Source organism: Bacillus sp. NEB1478 (assembly GCF_031582965.1).
Taxonomy (GTDB): domain Bacteria; phylum Bacillota; class Bacilli; order Bacillales; family Fictibacillaceae; genus Fictibacillus.
Window position 1 is genome coordinate 2,755,188 of the sequence record NZ_CP134049.1, and the last position, 16,111, is coordinate 2,771,298.

Consider the following 16,111-nt stretch of genomic DNA (forward strand, 5'->3'; position numbering starts at 1 on the left):
AAAAAGTTTATACCCCAATGATTGAATTAATCATTTAATCCCTTTCCATCTAGAATTTGCTGTGTATATTTTTCAACCCTGGATTGTCGCGTTTTGGGTTGTTTCGCTTGAGAAAAGTAAAGAATATATGCTCTTTGCCGTCCCGGTGTCAATGCCTCAAAGGCAGTTTTCAAGTCTGGGGTTTCATCGAATTCATTTTGAAGCTCTACAGGAATTACAAACTCTGTATTCTTTTTAAAATTCACTTCCAAGCCTGCTTTTTCAACTTCAATGGCTTCATAGATATAGTCTTTCAAGATGGTTTCCATTTCAACTATTTCTTGAACGTTTGTGAACCGAATCTGGCGCGCTGATTGTACATTCTCTGTTTGTTGGATTAGTATCCCATTGGCATCCTTTAACAAGGCACCTTTATGAAACAGAAGTGCGCAATATTCTTTAAACCCATGTATTAATACGATGTTTTTTTTCTCTAATGTGTAACAAGGATGCATCCACTTAAATTCTTCGGTCAGTTCACAGTCAAGAATGATATTTCTCAACTTCTCAAATTCTTCCTTCCACTTTTTAGCTTTACTTAAAAATTCATCAACCTTGGGATTCATTGTATGATTTGTCATTCAGGTACACTCCTCTTTAATTTTCCGATCAGCTTACAGTCAAGCATGAACGTTCTCACATTCTCCACAATCGTGTTATCTAGCCCCAATACAAGGTTTGCCTCCTGCCCCTTTTTAAATACTGTAAATCATTGAAAAAACCTTCCATTCGAGCATAAATTCTAGTTTGCATCAAATGGAAGATCGTCAATTTGTCTGTATAAAAAGTTCTCCACTAAATTGGTAAGGCGATATTTTTATACCGAATGAGGTGATTGTTCCAGCATCTTTTCAAGCTCGCTGCACCATTTACCCCAGCCATACTTAGCGCCAGCTACTGCTTGATCATTTGAGATTCCTGTTTGATCAAGATGTAGGTTAACTTTTCCGTCCCCTAAATCCTTTAGTGTCCAGGTGACCGTGTGCGTCTCTCCTCCACTCGCCCAAGTATAGGACAAACGATTTGGTGCATCCACGATCAGCACTTCGCCGTCAATAATCCCATTCCACCATTCGGTAGGTTGAGTGCGAAACTGAAAATGGTGCCCTACGACGGCTTTAAAATCATTTTCCATCGCTTGACCGGTGTGGATGTTGCACACCCATTTGGCAAGCTTACTTGAATCGGTTAAAGCAGACCAAAGCTTCTCGATCGTTGTCTTATACTGAAAATCCAATGATAATGTTAAACTCATTCTTCTTCCTCCTCTAAAAATTGGTTTAAGCGCACCATATTCGAACTCCAGAACCTACTGTAAAAAGCAACCCAATCATGAATTTCACTGAGTGGAGTGGCGTTTAACCTAAATAGTGTTTCTCTGCCGACTTTTCGGTCATATACCAATCCGGCCTCTTTAAGAATTTTCAAATGTTTAGAAACCGCTGTACGCCCCATTTGAAACTGTGTCGTTAACTCATGTAGAGGGATTTCCTCTGCCTCTGATAACAGTTGGATCAGTTGACGCCGGGTTGGATCTGCAATCGCGTTAAACACATCCCGCAACTGGTCGTTCTCGCTCATTGCATCCCCTCCAAAATATTATTTGCTGTAATAGATATCGATTGGTAGTAAGAAGGGATCTCTGGATTTCATCACCTCTTAAAGCATTCTGCTCTTCGGACGTAAAGCCCAGGAGGCAATGTTTAGTGCAGCATATGAAAGCGGAAGGATAAGGTTAAACCCGTAATCACCATAATCGTTAGCAAACGCATGAGATAAAGCTGCTCCAGTCATTAAAAAGAAGATACCAGCGTGAACCCATTCTTTAAGCCGTGGAAAACCCGGCACGACGAGAGCGATGGATCCAAGTACTTTCCAAATCCCGAGAATAGTCAAGATGTATAATGGGTAACCAAGATTCGTCACAAGCTCGACGTTGCCGCCATATTGCATTAGTTGCCCAATACCACTTAACATAACAGCTGCTGAGAGCAGTAATGTGACTGACCAATAAGCAATCATTTTTCCTCGGGGCATTAAGTCTGCTTTCACGGTTGTTTCCGCACCGATCATCTTACTCATTTGTTTCCCTCCTCATAATGTTTCAAGTGAAACTTATTCAGGTTTCAAACAGTTTAACAATTACCAATTTCTAATTTCCAACTGGACACTATTTGGTGTCACTTTTATAATATGACACCATTCAGTGTTCTGTCAATAATTTCTTTTTAATCCTGATGAAAACGATTGTCACCTGATTAAATAAAGCCTCCGCACCTCGATGCGGAAGCTTTTTGATAGTAACTCGGTTTTCTTGAGAATCACGAGTGCTTAATGAATCTACTAAAAAATCGACATCACCGGTAATAAAAATCTTTCAATAAAAAGGTACATTCCTCCTTCAAGAAGAAATGCACCAGGTGTTCATCCATGTTTTTAGTTTTTTTTACTTATATTCTAAATGCTTGTGTTCAAAAACGTTTTCATCTGAATTTCTTACCATGATAAAGTGATTGATGTTGTCGAGTCCGTGTAAGTTGCAATTATGATGAGAAATAATTTGCTCGGCATTTAAAACTTTATTATCCGTTGTGGAATGACCGTCCTCGACCAAGGTTACATCAATACCAAGAGTTGTTGCTGCCCTTGCTGTTGTATCTATACAATATTCAGTTTTCATTCCCACCATTACGACATGGTTAATGTTCAATTCTGTTAATTTTGAATGAAGATCGGTAGAAAAGAAGGCATTTGTTGCTTTCTTTTTAAGCACTGTTTCATCAGATGCTGGTAAAAGGGATGGATGAATTTCATGCTGTTCTGGGTCATCTTTTCCAACATCTAAATCTTGAATATAAAGAACAGGGATATTCTGTTCTCTTGCTCGATCAATTACATTTTTCATGACTTTGAGTACTTGTTCCTTCTTAAATACGGGTCCAATCGAGGGACCTTCAACGATACCGACTTGGGCATCTATGACAAGCAAGGCTGTTTGAGATAACATCCAATTATCCTCCTCATTTTTACAAGAACAAAGATGTCAGGATCACGTCCAATACCCACTCAAACTTTGAACTTATTAATCAAATAAAAAAGCTCTTTTCTAAAAGATTGTTGCTACAGAGAGATTTTTAAAAGTTCTTCATTGAATAGTTAATTGGAGTGGAAGGGTAAGACTCCTCGAAAATGAAAAATCGCATTTTCTTCGTGCGATGTAACGCTGTCGAAGCTTTCCTTGTCCTGCGGGACGAGTGGGACAGGTGAGACACTTAAAAGTGAAACGTACGAATGTGGCTCACCGTTCGCCCCGCGGAAAGCGAGCCACTGCAACGGAAATTAACCTCTTTCAAAAGCAACAAAGTTTACGAAAACAGCCAATAAAAAAGACTATCGAAGTTCGATAGTCTCACTAATAACCAAAAGAGTGTAAAAGGTTAAAAATATTCATAGTGAGGTTTTATATCGGACATTGTTCTTGTATGAAGTTTAAATGTACACATGATAAAAACCCCCTTCATTATTTATTTCCTAACAATTCCATTATACAAGTAAGGATGATTTTGGCAATTCTTTTTTTGCAATTTTCTTACTTTAAGTTAAAAATGCCCTTTCCAGATGCCATGCTTATTGGCAGTGATGAATGGAAATGAGTGATGATCCAAGATTCATTTTCTTTTTTTATACCGAATGTAAATCTATTTGTCATCTGACGCAGTTTCTCCCCTGATTGGTTATGGGCAGCAAATGTAACAGCACAATGAACGAAAGCAAGGTCTGCATTTTCTTCAATAACTACATCATTAAACTCAGTCTTAAGTAGAACCCCTTCCTCACGTAAACCGTTAAACCAATCTTTCACGATTTCTCTCCATTGAGCAATACCCGTACACTCCCAATCTTCCCAGCAATCATAAATATGAATGTTAGGCGAGAAGGAAGATACTAATCTCTCAACATCTTTCTCATAAATAGCAGCTTTATAATTTTCCAGAACGTCCTGCACTTTACTCAAAACAACCGGCATGAATAACAGCTCCTTTTTTAATACTAAATTTGTATTCTGCTTGTTAGGAGCAATTACCTTTTTATCATAAGAAAAAGAGAAGCAGATGAACTGTTTCTCTTTGAACACATATAAGATCAATTTACTGGATCAGTTTCTTTTTCTCTTCTTAATTTCCATAAGCGATACGTATGCTGCACGATCACCTTTAGAACGGCGTAAAAAGGAACTGCTAATATTAGCCCTAACACACCACCAAGACTTCCTGATACTAAGAGAATAGAGATAATCGTTAATGGATGAATCTCCAAAGATCTTCCCATGACTTGCGGGGAGATAATATGATTATCGATTTGCTGCGCGATCACCATGATAATCAGCACTTTGACTAACATGAACGGTGATGTGATTGCAGCTACGATCAGTGCAGGTATGATAGCAATAATTGGTCCCAAGAAAGGGATAACGTTTGTAAACATACCGATCAGAGCCAAAATCAAAGAATAATCAAGACCGATGATTAAGTAGCCAATGAACAACAAGACCCCTACACAAACACTAACGATAATTTGGCCTTGAATATATGAACTAAGAGCACCATCCAGATCCCGAAGAATTTTGATGCCATTTTTCCTCTGCACTACCGGAAGCAGTCTTAACACAAACTGCGGAGCTTTTTCACCTTCTTTAAGCATATAAAAAAGGATAAACGGAACGGTAACTAATACCGTAATAATACTTGTTATCACACCAATTAACCCTGTGATATTCCTTCCAAAATTGGATAAGCTCGTTGAAAGATAATTCGTTACCTTATCTGATATTTCAGCTGTATTAAAATCTTCGTTCTTTTGAAATCGATTGACCCATTTATTTTTCTGGATCTCTTCCAATTTAGAACGCGCTGAATCTACTAAATCTGGTGTATTCGTCACAAGGTTATTCACTTGCTTCTGCAGGATAGGTCCGACCCCATAAATAAGTGCCGTTATCACAACTGCTGCTACAAGATAAATTAATAAAATGGATAATACCCGGGGCTGGTTCTTGGATTCTAAGTAGTTTACTAAAGGACGAAATAAATAATATAAAACGCCAGCTACTAAAAACGGAAAAAAAAGTGTTTTTACGAGAATAAATATAGGATGAAAAATAAAATCGATCTTTATCCCAACATAGATAATGAGAAATGCTAATAATAGGCCGTATCCGAACCGAAATGCTTTTGACTGCGGCATAACATCACCTCTTTTTGTATAAATTAAAATGCCATTTTCTCCCCAGAGATTAGTCTATTATTCCCTAAAGGGAAAAAATTATACCTAGAATAGTATTTTCATAGTTTTTATGGATGAAGGATAGGTGGCGTAATTTGTCGATTTATGTCGGTTCGTGCTTAAATCGAATTTAACGTGGAATTATTAAAATTAATGTGGGATTATTCGTATTTACCGAGGAATTATGAAGGATTACCGTGGATATATGGAACTGTATGCTCTTATGAACTAGGTTCGAGGTACATTTTAAAGGAAAAGAAGATGGTTTTAACCACCTTCCCCTTTTTTAAAATTTATTTCGGATCATTTTATGCTAGTTTGTCCTTTTATCGGATCAATTTAAATCGTTTTCCAGAATTCTTCATTATTTAAATTGTCCACACACCATTGATAATGACCGTCGCTGCAATCTTCTGCATAAAAGTTCGCTGTAATCATACTGTATACCAGCACATAGAGATAAAGCCTGCTTTTTACGTTCTCACCTAAAGTGTTGAGGATCATGTTCAAATATCTCTCTCGAATATTTGCATTTAGCACATCGTACATATCAAAGCACACCCATCCAATGGCAACATCGAATAAGTAATCTCCATACATCGTCATGATACCAAAATCGATTAAACCGCTAACTCTATCCTTGTCCATAAGGAGATTTCCGGGATAAAAATCACCGTGAATAATGGAATACTCCCCTTTGTATCCTGCGGATAAAATTTGAAGGATTGATTTTAATTTCCCTTCGTAGTTCACTACATCCTTATTAAAATGGCTTTCTAGTCCGATCTGCTTTTTCACCACCATTTCTTTGAGCAGATCAAACCAATTATTTATTTTAGATTGCGGAATTCCGAAATGATCAAACAAGCAATACCCTTCTAAATCTTTTTTCAGAGTAATGGATTTCATTTCAATATTTGCATTTAGATAAATGCTCATTATTTCTTCTAATTTCGCACTGTTCATCTGTGGCAATTGACTTTGCAAGGGTGTGCCTTTTATTCTTTTTTCAAACGTTATTAAACTTCCCTTTTCCTCATTGATCTCGTATATATTAGGTAACTCGTAGCTCAAACCATTTCGTTCTATTGATTGATAAAAGCTTTTAAGTACTTTTTGCTTATGAACATCTGATAGGTGATTATACAACTTCAGCACTTTATCACTATCACAGGCATAGACTTCGGCTTCCATCCCGGCTCCCAAAAAATCAGATTGAGATATTTGGTATCGATCGAAAATCCATGTTTTATTTTGAATCGCAGGCATTCTATCACCCCATCTATTTAAAATAAGCGTCAAGTTCCTATTTCTAGTTAGGTCTCTCTATCCCTGCCTTAATTTACGTTCTAGTAACACTGGCCGCAGTTCCACTCAATAAGATCTTCAAAAACAAATTCGTTCCTGTATAGATGGTTAAAATTTCTAATCATTGATTCTGTAATTGTGGGAATAATCAATCATGAAACAAGAAAAGAACCCATTTTATGAGTTCTTTTGTAGAATCTTCTTCCACTAAAGCTCTAATTTAGTTTTCTAAATTCCACGATTCTAAATTATATTTTTTGGTAACCAGAAACCCAAAATACTTATATTTAACAGTCATACTTTTGATGGGTTCCTTATAAGACTCCACTTTAATTCCATAATAAATGGGTGTATTTTCTTTTCTATTAATAGCATCAGTAATTTCTTTTTTGTTTAACTTTGGAATAATGGGTGCTGAGTCAACTTTCATAAACTTAATCATTGGATTATCAATACCACTTTGTAATAAATGTCCAGTATCATAACTAATCCCTAGTGCCAATTCTTTAGGTTGTTTACTATGATTTAAAGTAACTTCTTTTATTGTTATCCTCTTAAGACCTATGTTATGAATTTGAAAAATTACTGTCTTTTTTCCATCTTCTTTCGTGCTAGTAGAAACCCCATCAATGCGAATAGGGTTACTTAATTGAACAAATGATAAAAAAACAGCACCTATAATTAATAGAATCAATGAAATTACGATTAATTTTGATTTTATTTTCAACCTCTCATCCCCATTTTATAACGCTCATTTAATTACTAATATATTCCATCAGCCCTTTTTGAATGCCTCTATTTTCTTATGTAATTAAGCTGATCTTTCGTACAATTATCAAAAATCCACAACGGTCTTTAACAGCCTTATTGGTAACGATTATGAGCCTATCTTATTTCCTCCAGCATCTCAGGTAAGTTGCAGTTTGAACAGCTGCTAAACCAGGTTAACATTCCTAAATAGTATTTAAGAGACATTTTGGATAAAATTTTTTGGAATACAAATACTATGATTACTAATCAAATTATTCGGGGGTTTGTATGCGTTCTGAAACTGGATTTGCCGCATTAATTTTCTTTGCTATCATTGGCCTTGTTTCGTCTTTTATTTTTAGCACCGTTCTTATTTCCAAAACAAATAAGCTTATAGAAGCGACAAAAAAAGAAGAATCTAATAAATCGTGACAAGCTCCACACGATAAAAAAATATCAATTTTTCTTTGAAGATGCTCGAGATTAAAGGTATTTGTCCTTTTATTTACACAAATCCAAGTTCTTTTCATTAATTTAGAATAGGTTACGTAATATTTGTCCATAGTGTTTATACTGCTTAGAATTGCAGGAAAACTCAAAGATACTTAGGAGAACCTTATGACTAAAGAAAAAAAGTCCTTAATTTCGGAAGAATTTTTAACAGAGCTAGCTGAGGAAATTAATAATCAATACGGTTTTCCTGATCAACTGTCTCAACAGGATATTGTTGATGATGAAGAAAACGATTAAGTAACACGAAAGAGGCTGACCAGGATAAAACCGGCAGCCTCTATTTTTTTACTAAATTATATGCTTCTTTCAGCAGCCATCGCCTCTGCTTTTGTTCGATGGACTGTACCAAATGGATGCTCAGGCGGCGCATAAATTGCATATAGCTTAAGCGGTTTATCACCGATATTCGTTACATTATGCCATTTGCCAGCAGGGATCATAATCGCATAATCATCAAAAGCTTCTGCCACAAAATTTAAATGATTCTGGCTATCCCCCATTTGAACAATTCCATGCCCTTCTTCAATACGCAAAAATTGATCGGTTGTCGGATGAACCTCTAAGCCGATATCGTCTCCAACATCTATACTCATCAATGTTACTTGCAAATGTTCCCCTGTCCATAAAGCGGTTCGATACGTATTGTTTTGTTTCGCGGCCTCGTTAATATCAATGACAAACGGCTGGCGTCCATAATCTTTAATCTCGGTCCGAGCTTCCTTATAAAGCCAATCTAATCGCGCCGCACTATCTTTTTTCTCATTAAGAGCTTGTGAGAACACATTGTGAATGTATGGATCTTGATTACGCAAACATTCTTTATGATATTCCTGATACCCCTTAGCTTCAGCTTGATATGCCTTTACTAAACCATCTTTATATCCCCGAAAAATCACTTTATCGATTTGGTAATCCGGCTGCCTTCCTGTAAGTGTGATATAAAGATCCGTAAATTGCCTCAGATGAACTTTTTTACCTTCTAAAGCATAAAGAATGTGATTCTTATGCTTTTGATTAGGTGCAGCATTTACTAATCGGCTATAAAGGTCAATTGAAGAAGCCTCTCGTTTGATTCCCGCAAGTAAGGGTTCCACTTGTGAATGGTCATAACTCCAGTTAGAATTATACACTTTGTTCATTCCCTTCAAAGGCGTATAAAATTATCATATGCCTAAGACTCGAGAATGCAGGTTGTTTGAAAATGTTCTATGAAGATTTATTCCTTAATTTTCAGTCCTAATAATTTTGAAAATCCGATTGCTTGGTTGGATGAGACTTCACATCCTCTTAAGCTTTCAGGAGACACATTGATCTGCTCATACGTACAAGTACTAATATCAATCCCCTTAAGGATTGTCTGTGTAAAATCAACATCATTCAGGTCGCACCGGTTTAATTGAACCTTATCCAATTTGGCTTCAAAAAAATTAGCACTTCTCAAAGACGACTCCTCAAATCCTATTTGTTTTAAGCGAGTATCTGAAAAGTTACTTAATTTTAAGTCACAGTTTCTAAAAACTACATTACCCAGACTTGCTTTTGACACATCCAAACCTAAAAGTTTGCAGTTCTTAAATTCGACTCTATGTATAATCCCTTCAGATAAACATGTGTTGGATAAATTACAATGATCAAAAACCACATCGGTCATGTCTATATTCAAAAATGTACTATTTATAAACGTTATATTTTTAAAAATAACCTTTGAAAAGACTGCTCGATTGATTACCTCATTGTCTACTTGGGAGTTTGTGATTTCACAGTTGAATAGTTCGGGCTCTTCTTCATAAAAAATATCATTGAAGTTAGCGGTTTTTAATTCAGAAAGGATTTTTGGGGATTCAATTTTTATCGTCTTTGCCATCATACACCTCTATTTTCTTCTAGCTAATAATAAACTCTACAAGAAAATAAAAAAGTATATAAGTCTTTATTTTTTAAAGCGATTGTGAGCAATTTTATTCGTTAGAACTTTCAATATTTAATTTACTTAATGTTCTTCTTTTTACCCAACTAACCCTTTTGTGGAGTAAATACAGAAACCCTTATTCCACAAGCTTGCTACTTAACAAAAGGCCTTAATCCTTCTTAGATCAACGCACCCTATTGTGGAAGAAAAAATCTTTACTTATTTGCTAATTTATTTTTGTTAAAGATAAATAAGATTACCCCAAGAAATACTAATGTAATAAAGAATGTGTCAGCCAATAATTTAAAAGTGCTCATTTTGACCTCTAAATTTTCATTTATCCTAAAAGTAGCATTAGGACCTAATTCAGAAGTAATAAAGAATCTAGCAAGCATAATAAACATCCCCACAGAAATAAAGCTGAATCCAACACTGACTATTCTCAATGTTGTGCACCTCCAAGCAAACGCGATCAAATACAGCACCGTGTTAAGTTATTAGGAATAACATTTGTTATCCAAATATTTGGATACAACCAAGTTTTTGATCCAGCTCATACTTCTGACGCAGATGATGACGAAAATGCATCCCGACAAGTGCAAACCATTCTTGTGCATTCAGCCAGCCAAAGCCTCCATGTTTATCTTTGTAATTCGGGTTTATATCTTCTACTTTCATTTCCAATTCTTTCATTCTATTTATTAGTTGATTGAGCTCAAGCATAATGTCCTCTTTACTTTTTGTATTGTCAGGTGGGGTATCAAGTTCATCCGGTAATTTGATTTTAATTGGCGGGAATCCACCAATATTAAATAAATATTCTCCAAACTCCGTCTTACCCTGCTTCTGCTCCCCAACAGTTGTCGCACAAGCTTCAACACTATCAAGATATTCATGAGCCACGACAATTAAATGGTCATACATTTGACCAATAGACCAAACCCCTTGCCCAGGTTTATGTCTTAGTTGCTCAAGTGAATCAAAAAACTTATATATGTTTTGATCAATTTCAGATCACTCATGTGTTAAAAAGCTCCTTTCAATTACGTTTAGAAACCTAACAATTCAAATCGTATAAGTTGAGTCATTCTGGTACCTTCTAATAAAATTTTTTCACTACAGAACTGTAATATGAATTTACCCATTTCGACTCAGTTAAACTACAAACGAACAAGGCTCTTCACTATTAATCACTAAGAAATACGCTTATTATAGTAACCTATTTATCATTCTTAAAAAAATGAACAGGACGGATTTCGGTGCGCCAGCCAAACTCTTCCGCTCTGTCGACTTGTGTTGTCGGATGAAGAGAGGCAAGCTGAATCGCCTCATCCATACTCTCTGCTTCAAAAATGAATACGCTGCCGATCCTCTCTTTCGTTTCTGTTAATGGACCATCTGTAACAATCACCTGACCGTCCACACGGCGCAAGCTTTTGGTCTCTGAGTCTAGACCGGCATCAATCAGCACGTTACCGCTTTCGTAAAATTTCTCAATGTGCGGCTGGCATTCACTCATTACGGCATCAATCTCCGCCCTTGGGCGTGCATCCATTTTTTCAGGGTTGAAATAGCCCATGCATAAAAATATCATTGTCATCTCTCCTAGATCACTCAAATTTTATAAATCTATTAATACGATCAGCAAAATGAAAAAGCGACTAAACTGTACTATTTTTTATTCATACAATTTTTAGCTTGTTTTAAAAGCTGCGTTTCGCTGCCCAAACTCCTTGCATTTTACTAAGGAATACAATTTGCCCAATATGATAGGCGTCGTGCATTGCTAAACTCTTCAGTTCAATCATTAATGGATTGTCTTTTGGGATTTCTCTGTACAAATCTTCTAGTTCTGATGTTGCTAGTATTTTTTCTAGTTCACGATGAACATAAAAGTATTCTTGTTTTGTTTTCTGCCAATTTTGAGACGTCTCAGTTGGTAATCGATATGTAGCATCATTATTTTCTGCCTTTGGTTCATTTGCTGTTTCACCAAGAAATCGTAACAGAATTCTTTTTTCAAAGAAAAGCAAATGACAGACTAATTCCCAAATGGAATGTGCCCCCTCAGCTGGTTTCCAAAGTGCCTGTTCAAATGTGATATCCTCTAACACTTTTTCAAGTGGTGGAAACCAGTCTTCTTGATCTAAGCAGCTTGCCCATTGCTGTAACAAAAGTGTCCTTACATCCATTTTCTATTCCCTCCAATGTAATCCTTCTACTAGATAATGTGTTGGATAAAATTCATTACGGCGTGCTGTTCTGACATAACTTACAACTTCAAGATGAACCACCTAATTACCTTCCTTACTCCAAAATCTGGCCTGATGCATAAAAAAGGACACATTTCTTCTTACTACAGAAATGCATCCTATTATCGAAATTTCCTTATTCCTATCAACTTTTTCCATAACCATATCGTGATGATTTTTACTATTAAATGTAGATATTGAAAACATTAAAGTCTCGTTTTCATGCAAATCAACCGAAGTTCCCATGTTTTTCAACATTTCTACTCGTTTGTAAGTTCAATAAAAAAGTGCAGACCTCTTTTTAGAGATATGCACTGATTGTTGCTCATTATAAGAATGTTATTCCTCGCTAACTTGTACCAAACCTTTTAGCTGATCTGACACGAGCACGCTCAGCTTCGACTTCACGATTGCGAGGTTCTGCACTGGTTTCCATAGTATCAAATAAATTCTTAGTTATCATTGCTACTTCATTGACTGCGTGATTAAAAGCATCCTCGTTTACCTTTGAGGGATTGTTATAGCCCGTTATCTTTCTGACGTACTGAATAGCTGCTGCATGAATCTCTTCATCGGTAGCTGGTGGGTCAAAATTAAATAATGTTCTAATGTTTCGGCACATAATTTCTCCTTTTTGTTTTCTTATTCTACATTCCATTCCACAAGAGATCCTTACAATCCTTTTCTACTTAAAAAGGAACTCGAATTTTTTTAGAACCAGAAAGTGTTCTAAAAAATACAACAAGGATGGTTAATATAAATGCTCCTGGTTGATAATCTTATTACTTTACTGCTGTTTAAATAGAATAAGATTAGGAGCAACCTTTATTGCTCCTGGTTTATTTCTTATGCTATTATCAGCCCTTTTGATCTTCAACTAAAGCACCCGTTTCATATAAAAAAGGCACATTTCTGATTACAGAAATGCACCAGATTGTAGAATATTAATTTACTAAATATGCTTTAAAATCCTAGCAATTAGTTATTTTTTCTCTCTCGAACCAATTCTTTTAAAACGTCATTCTGTTCTTTCAACTGTTCAGTTATATCTACGAGTGTCGAAAAAATTAGCCATACAAAAATCCCGAAAAAAACCAATGGTATAACCGTTAGAATGATACTCATCATTTATTCCTCTTTCTTAATTATTTTTATGTAATCTGTCCTATATTTCCAAAATAAAGTGCACTTCTCTTTTTAAAGAAATGCACCCGATCGTTGAATACCGATTCTGCTATTAGTTAATCAATCCTCTATTGACTCTTGCAATGTATTTAATAAAAATTCGCCAAAGCTTCCTGCTTCAACTTCAAATTTTTGCTCTTCAATCGGTAACCCACTAACAAAAGAAACAACCTCAGCATTATCATCATATTGATTTTGTACTTTGGAACAATCTAAACAAAAATACACGCCATCATACCCTGTGAAGTAAAAGCAAATTAAATGATTTGGTAAGTCTTCCTCTTGTCTAAATTGTTTTGTAATCCAAGTCATACTTGGAACTCCATTTTCTTCAATTCCCAAACCGTAAATTTCTTCTCCAAAAATATCTCCAAGACCATACTTCTTCAAAAAAAGTCTATAACTCATCGGGAATTTTACATTTAATGCTGCTTCAGCAGAATCAATTATTTGATCTTTAATTTCACCAATAAAATCTGCGTCATCTGAATGATCCTCGATTATTTCAAACGCTTTATTTATTAACATTTATTTCTCTCCTCAAATCTTTTCTATTAAGCTGTTCTTTTACTTCAATAGAAAAGTGCAATTCTCCTTTTTGAAGAAATACACCCGATTTTAAGTAAAAAAAATAACTATACATTAATCTTTGGCGAAATCTAATTAACTATGTAAATTTTATTTGCTTTTTTTATGGGTTCTTCTGTATTTAAATAATGCTCTTCTCCCAGCCAGTACCTTCTTTTATATTTATCTAATCTTGTTTGGGAATCACCAATATAATCTCTATTTAAAACTCTTTCAAACCTTATTTCTCTTGGACAGTCCCAAAAAATAGTGTAATCATAAAATGCTATCCATTCTCTTCTTTGCAGAAAAATACCCTCTATAAGAATAATGCTGTTAGGTGTTATGTGTACTTTCTTATTTGCATTTTTATCAATAGATTTATCATAATAAGGAAGGTTTAGTTCTGAATAGTTTCTGTGTAAACTTTTTAACAATTTTTCGGATATCATTTCCATATCCCATTGTAAATAATAATATTCATACCACTCTTCAAAAGCAGTATTATATCTTTTATTTCTTTCCACGATATGATCATCAATATGAAATAAGCTAACAATACATTTATTTTTTAGCTCATTCTCTAGTTTTTTTACTAAAGTTGTCTTTCCTGATCCGCTCAAACCATCAACAGCTATATTAAAAGGGCGTTCTTTATTTGTTCTGTTTTTAAACTGATTCAGCAGTTCGTTAACCACTTCATTGACATACATCTATTTCTCACCTCAAAATTATTTAGTTAGATAATTATTAACTAATGCTGCCCTTATTATTATAAATTGGTAAGCATCCCTTTGGATCTTCAATTAACGCACCCACTAATATAAATAGCTCCCTATAATATAGTAAACATAAGTTAAATAACTAATAATAACTAGAATCATGGAAGAGATGTTTATGAATTTTGAATTGCCCGCCTTTTTAAAATGACGATAGTTAAAAAATAAAAGACAAATAATAATTAACTGTAATATAAAGGTTATATAGAAATATGCATGTAAAGACTCTCCTATTCCAATGTACATACCTGTACCTACTAAAAAAATCCCTGATAATGCAGTTATCGCAACCATATTATTTAGAGCACTTCTTTTAAATTCAACTATTCGACCTAGAACCAATGCTATTCCTAACACCATGAAACTTATCAAAATATGAAGTAATAATACTAACACGATACTATCCCCTATTTTCTTCCAAATGTCATTTGCGTCCTAATTATGTTGGTAAAATTTATCATTCACAGAATTCTCCTGTAAACTATTTATGTAGTCATATAATTATATTCTGCTGATTGTTTTTCTTATTCAACTAAACTGCTACGTTTGTTCAATAAGAAATTCAATAAAAAATGCACTCCTCCTTCTTGAAGAAATGCAATCGAGTGTTAAAGAAAACCTATCAATGACTTAAGCCAAATTTGTTTAATTATTTTGCTTTAAATTTTAAGATCCATTAGTATTTAATCTTAAATTAGGTACTACCGTTTTTTACTTTTACTTTAATATTTAATTCATAATACGGCTCTTCCTGATTTGTATCATCAAACCATTTCATGCCTTTGTACTCAAACCCAACTTTTTCTAATATTTTTAGAGAACCAGTATTTTTTGATTCAGCGGATGCGTAAATCATCTTTAAATTAGGATTTTTAATAGCAAAATCAACACATGCTGTTGCAGCCTCTGTTGCGTATCCCTTTCCCCATGCAGTTTTAGAAAAATGGTAAAGCAATTCTACTGATTCAATAGTAGTTCTTACGTTAAATCCAGCTGAACCAATTACCCTATTTGACTCTTTTTCTATAACCGCATATACTGAAAGACCTTTTTCCTGGTGGCAAGCTGCATATGCAGCCAAAGCTTTATGTAAGTGATCGTGAGGAATAGCTCCGAGACAATGCTCCATAACTTCCTGATCTCCCCAAAATGCCTTTGCATCCTCTACATCCATTTCATTAAAAACCCTTAATAGCAATCGTTCCGTTTCAGCAATCACTTCCATAATACACCCTTTTTTCGTTAGTTTTTTCTCTCCATAAAACATTCACCCATGTTATTCTATAAAATAAAATCAAACTCCTTCTTAACACCCAGTATTTGTCTACTAACGCAACGACAGTATTATTCCACAATCTGTCCCGATTGTTGAATATTAGATAAATTACTCTTTTTCCTCTTGTTTATTTGGAGATGGAGCATCTGGTCACCATTTTTGGATCAACGCATCCATTTATGGAATAACAAACGTTTAAGTGTACTTGCATGCTTAACGGTGAGATAAACACTTCCATAAGAGACTAGTA

Annotated in this window: 22 protein-coding genes; 2 read left to right on the forward strand and 20 right to left on the reverse strand. The window is 35.0% G+C overall.

Features of this window, described 5'->3' with window-relative positions:
- Positions 1–26 precede the first annotated feature (26 nt).
- From RGB74_RS13710 to RGB74_RS13750, 9 genes are all read right to left on the reverse strand, one after another.
- Positions 27–620, reverse strand: coding sequence for a YdeI/OmpD-associated family protein (locus RGB74_RS13710; RefSeq protein ID WP_310759859.1), 594 nt, complete (start codon positions 618–620; stop codon positions 27–29).
- A gap of 236 nt (positions 621–856) precedes the next feature.
- A complete protein-coding gene (locus tag RGB74_RS13715; RefSeq protein ID WP_310759860.1) occupies positions 857–1,294 on the reverse strand; it encodes an SRPBCC family protein in 438 nt (145 codons plus the stop codon).
- Positions 1,291–1,620 (reverse strand): ArsR/SmtB family transcription factor, encoded by a 330-nt coding sequence (locus RGB74_RS13720; protein WP_310759861.1) that lies wholly within the window; start codon positions 1,618–1,620, stop codon positions 1,291–1,293. The genes RGB74_RS13715 and RGB74_RS13720 overlap by 4 nt, the downstream gene beginning before the upstream one ends.
- 78 nt (positions 1,621–1,698) lie before the next feature.
- Positions 1,699–2,121: a DoxX family protein gene (locus RGB74_RS13725; protein ID WP_310759862.1), complete on the reverse strand. Its 423-nt coding sequence runs from the start codon at positions 2,119–2,121 to the stop codon at positions 1,699–1,701.
- Positions 2,122–2,485: 364 nt separating this feature from the next.
- A complete protein-coding gene (locus RGB74_RS13730; protein ID WP_310759863.1) occupies positions 2,486–3,046 on the reverse strand; it encodes a cysteine hydrolase family protein in 561 nt (186 codons plus the stop codon).
- Positions 3,047–3,628: 582 nt separating this feature from the next.
- The gene (locus tag RGB74_RS13735) at positions 3,629–4,066 is read right to left on the reverse strand and encodes a YybH family protein (protein ID WP_310759864.1); all 438 of its coding nucleotides are present in this window, start codon (positions 4,064–4,066) and stop codon (positions 3,629–3,631) included.
- A gap of 116 nt (positions 4,067–4,182) precedes the next feature.
- Positions 4,183–5,283, reverse strand: a complete 1,101-nt coding sequence (locus RGB74_RS13740; protein WP_310759865.1) for an AI-2E family transporter — start codon at positions 5,281–5,283, stop codon at positions 4,183–4,185.
- Positions 5,284–5,661: 378 nt separating this feature from the next.
- The gene (locus tag RGB74_RS13745) at positions 5,662–6,591 is read right to left on the reverse strand and encodes a phosphotransferase (RefSeq protein WP_310759866.1); all 930 of its coding nucleotides are present in this window, start codon (positions 6,589–6,591) and stop codon (positions 5,662–5,664) included.
- A gap of 259 nt (positions 6,592–6,850) precedes the next feature.
- Positions 6,851–7,357, reverse strand: a complete 507-nt coding sequence (locus tag RGB74_RS13750) for a hypothetical protein (RefSeq protein ID WP_310759867.1) — start codon at positions 7,355–7,357, stop codon at positions 6,851–6,853.
- A 311-nt stretch (positions 7,358–7,668) separates the two neighbouring features.
- Between RGB74_RS13750 and RGB74_RS13755 the strand changes: the two genes are divergently transcribed.
- Positions 7,669–7,812, forward strand: a complete 144-nt coding sequence (locus RGB74_RS13755) for a hypothetical protein (RefSeq protein WP_310759868.1) — start codon at positions 7,669–7,671, stop codon at positions 7,810–7,812.
- Between the two features lie 186 nt (positions 7,813–7,998).
- Positions 7,999–8,130 (forward strand): bacitracin ABC transporter ATP-binding protein, encoded by a 132-nt coding sequence (locus tag RGB74_RS13760; protein WP_310759869.1) that lies wholly within the window; start codon positions 7,999–8,001, stop codon positions 8,128–8,130.
- A 56-nt stretch (positions 8,131–8,186) separates the two neighbouring features.
- On the opposite strand, the gene RGB74_RS13765 is transcribed toward RGB74_RS13760, so the two are convergent.
- The 11 genes from RGB74_RS13765 to RGB74_RS13815 all read right to left on the reverse strand — a co-directional run bounded on the left by RGB74_RS13765 (position 8,187) and on the right by RGB74_RS13815 (position 15,852).
- The gene (locus tag RGB74_RS13765; RefSeq protein WP_310759870.1) at positions 8,187–9,032 is read right to left on the reverse strand and encodes a cupin domain-containing protein; all 846 of its coding nucleotides are present in this window, start codon (positions 9,030–9,032) and stop codon (positions 8,187–8,189) included.
- A 77-nt stretch (positions 9,033–9,109) separates the two neighbouring features.
- Entirely contained in the window at positions 9,110–9,757 is a 648-nt protein-coding gene (locus tag RGB74_RS13770) for a pentapeptide repeat-containing protein (RefSeq protein ID WP_310759871.1), read from the reverse strand.
- 260 nt (positions 9,758–10,017) lie between these two features.
- Positions 10,018–10,248, reverse strand: coding sequence for a hypothetical protein (locus tag RGB74_RS13775; RefSeq protein ID WP_310759872.1), 231 nt, complete (start codon positions 10,246–10,248; stop codon positions 10,018–10,020).
- A gap of 67 nt (positions 10,249–10,315) precedes the next feature.
- The gene (locus tag RGB74_RS13780; RefSeq protein ID WP_310759873.1) at positions 10,316–10,726 is read right to left on the reverse strand and encodes a DinB family protein; all 411 of its coding nucleotides are present in this window, start codon (positions 10,724–10,726) and stop codon (positions 10,316–10,318) included.
- A gap of 295 nt (positions 10,727–11,021) precedes the next feature.
- Positions 11,022–11,396, reverse strand: coding sequence for a YciI family protein (locus RGB74_RS13785; RefSeq protein WP_310759874.1), 375 nt, complete (start codon positions 11,394–11,396; stop codon positions 11,022–11,024).
- Positions 11,397–11,505: 109 nt separating this feature from the next.
- Positions 11,506–11,994, reverse strand: coding sequence for a DinB family protein (locus tag RGB74_RS13790; protein WP_310759875.1), 489 nt, complete (start codon positions 11,992–11,994; stop codon positions 11,506–11,508).
- Between the two features lie 409 nt (positions 11,995–12,403).
- Complete coding sequence (locus RGB74_RS13795; RefSeq protein WP_310762884.1) at positions 12,404–12,676, reverse strand: DUF2277 domain-containing protein; 273 nt, start codon at positions 12,674–12,676, stop codon at positions 12,404–12,406.
- Positions 12,677–13,032: 356 nt separating this feature from the next.
- On the reverse strand, positions 13,033–13,179 hold the full coding sequence (locus RGB74_RS13800) for a hypothetical protein (protein ID WP_310759876.1): 147 nt from the start codon (positions 13,177–13,179) through the stop codon (positions 13,033–13,035).
- 120 nt (positions 13,180–13,299) lie between these two features.
- Complete coding sequence (locus tag RGB74_RS13805; protein ID WP_310759877.1) at positions 13,300–13,767, reverse strand: SMI1/KNR4 family protein; 468 nt, start codon at positions 13,765–13,767, stop codon at positions 13,300–13,302.
- 131 nt (positions 13,768–13,898) lie between these two features.
- Positions 13,899–14,519: a kinase gene (locus RGB74_RS13810; RefSeq protein WP_310759878.1), complete on the reverse strand. Its 621-nt coding sequence runs from the start codon at positions 14,517–14,519 to the stop codon at positions 13,899–13,901.
- Between the two features lie 760 nt (positions 14,520–15,279).
- Positions 15,280–15,852 carry a GNAT family N-acetyltransferase gene (locus RGB74_RS13815; protein WP_310759879.1) on the reverse strand — a complete coding sequence of 191 codons (573 nt, stop codon included), beginning with the start codon at positions 15,850–15,852 and terminating at the stop codon, positions 15,280–15,282.
- Between the last annotated feature and the right edge of the window lie 259 nt (positions 15,853–16,111).

Bases quoted from the DNA above. Each gene is read 5' to 3' on its own strand.
- RGB74_RS13785 (WP_310759874.1), bottom strand. From the start codon at position 11,396: ATGATATTTTTATGCATGGGCTATTTCAACCCTGAAAAAATGGATGCA.
- RGB74_RS13790 (WP_310759875.1), bottom strand. From the start codon at position 11,994: ATGGATGTAAGGACACTTTTGTTACAGCAATGGGCAAGCTGCTTAGAT.
- RGB74_RS13740 (WP_310759865.1), bottom strand. From the start codon at position 5,283: ATGCCGCAGTCAAAAGCATTTCGGTTCGGATACGGCCTATTATTAGCA.
- RGB74_RS13735 (WP_310759864.1), bottom strand. From the start codon at position 4,066: ATGCCGGTTGTTTTGAGTAAAGTGCAGGACGTTCTGGAAAATTATAAA.
- RGB74_RS13780 (WP_310759873.1), bottom strand. From the start codon at position 10,726: ATGTATGACCATTTAATTGTCGTGGCTCATGAATATCTTGATAGTGTT.
- RGB74_RS13715 (WP_310759860.1), bottom strand. From the start codon at position 1,294: ATGAGTTTAACATTATCATTGGATTTTCAGTATAAGACAACGATCGAG.
- RGB74_RS13810 (WP_310759878.1), bottom strand. From the start codon at position 14,519: ATGTATGTCAATGAAGTGGTTAACGAACTGCTGAATCAGTTTAAAAAC.
- RGB74_RS13745 (WP_310759866.1), bottom strand. From the start codon at position 6,591: ATGCCTGCGATTCAAAATAAAACATGGATTTTCGATCGATACCAAATA.
- RGB74_RS13805 (WP_310759877.1), bottom strand. From the start codon at position 13,767: ATGTTAATAAATAAAGCGTTTGAAATAATCGAGGATCATTCAGATGAC.
- RGB74_RS13760 (WP_310759869.1), top strand. From the start codon at position 7,999: ATGACTAAAGAAAAAAAGTCCTTAATTTCGGAAGAATTTTTAACAGAG.
- RGB74_RS13765 (WP_310759870.1), bottom strand. From the start codon at position 9,032: ATGAACAAAGTGTATAATTCTAACTGGAGTTATGACCATTCACAAGTG.
- RGB74_RS13800 (WP_310759876.1), bottom strand. From the start codon at position 13,179: ATGAGTATCATTCTAACGGTTATACCATTGGTTTTTTTCGGGATTTTT.
- RGB74_RS13720 (WP_310759861.1), bottom strand. From the start codon at position 1,620: ATGAGCGAGAACGACCAGTTGCGGGATGTGTTTAACGCGATTGCAGAT.
- RGB74_RS13770 (WP_310759871.1), bottom strand. From the start codon at position 9,757: ATGGCAAAGACGATAAAAATTGAATCCCCAAAAATCCTTTCTGAATTA.
- RGB74_RS13725 (WP_310759862.1), bottom strand. From the start codon at position 2,121: ATGAGTAAGATGATCGGTGCGGAAACAACCGTGAAAGCAGACTTAATG.
- RGB74_RS13755 (WP_310759868.1), top strand. From the start codon at position 7,669: ATGCGTTCTGAAACTGGATTTGCCGCATTAATTTTCTTTGCTATCATT.
- RGB74_RS13795 (WP_310762884.1), bottom strand. From the start codon at position 12,676: ATGTGCCGAAACATTAGAACATTATTTAATTTTGACCCACCAGCTACC.
- RGB74_RS13730 (WP_310759863.1), bottom strand. From the start codon at position 3,046: ATGTTATCTCAAACAGCCTTGCTTGTCATAGATGCCCAAGTCGGTATC.
- RGB74_RS13815 (WP_310759879.1), bottom strand. From the start codon at position 15,852: ATGTTTTATGGAGAGAAAAAACTAACGAAAAAAGGGTGTATTATGGAA.
- RGB74_RS13710 (WP_310759859.1), bottom strand. From the start codon at position 620: ATGACAAATCATACAATGAATCCCAAGGTTGATGAATTTTTAAGTAAA.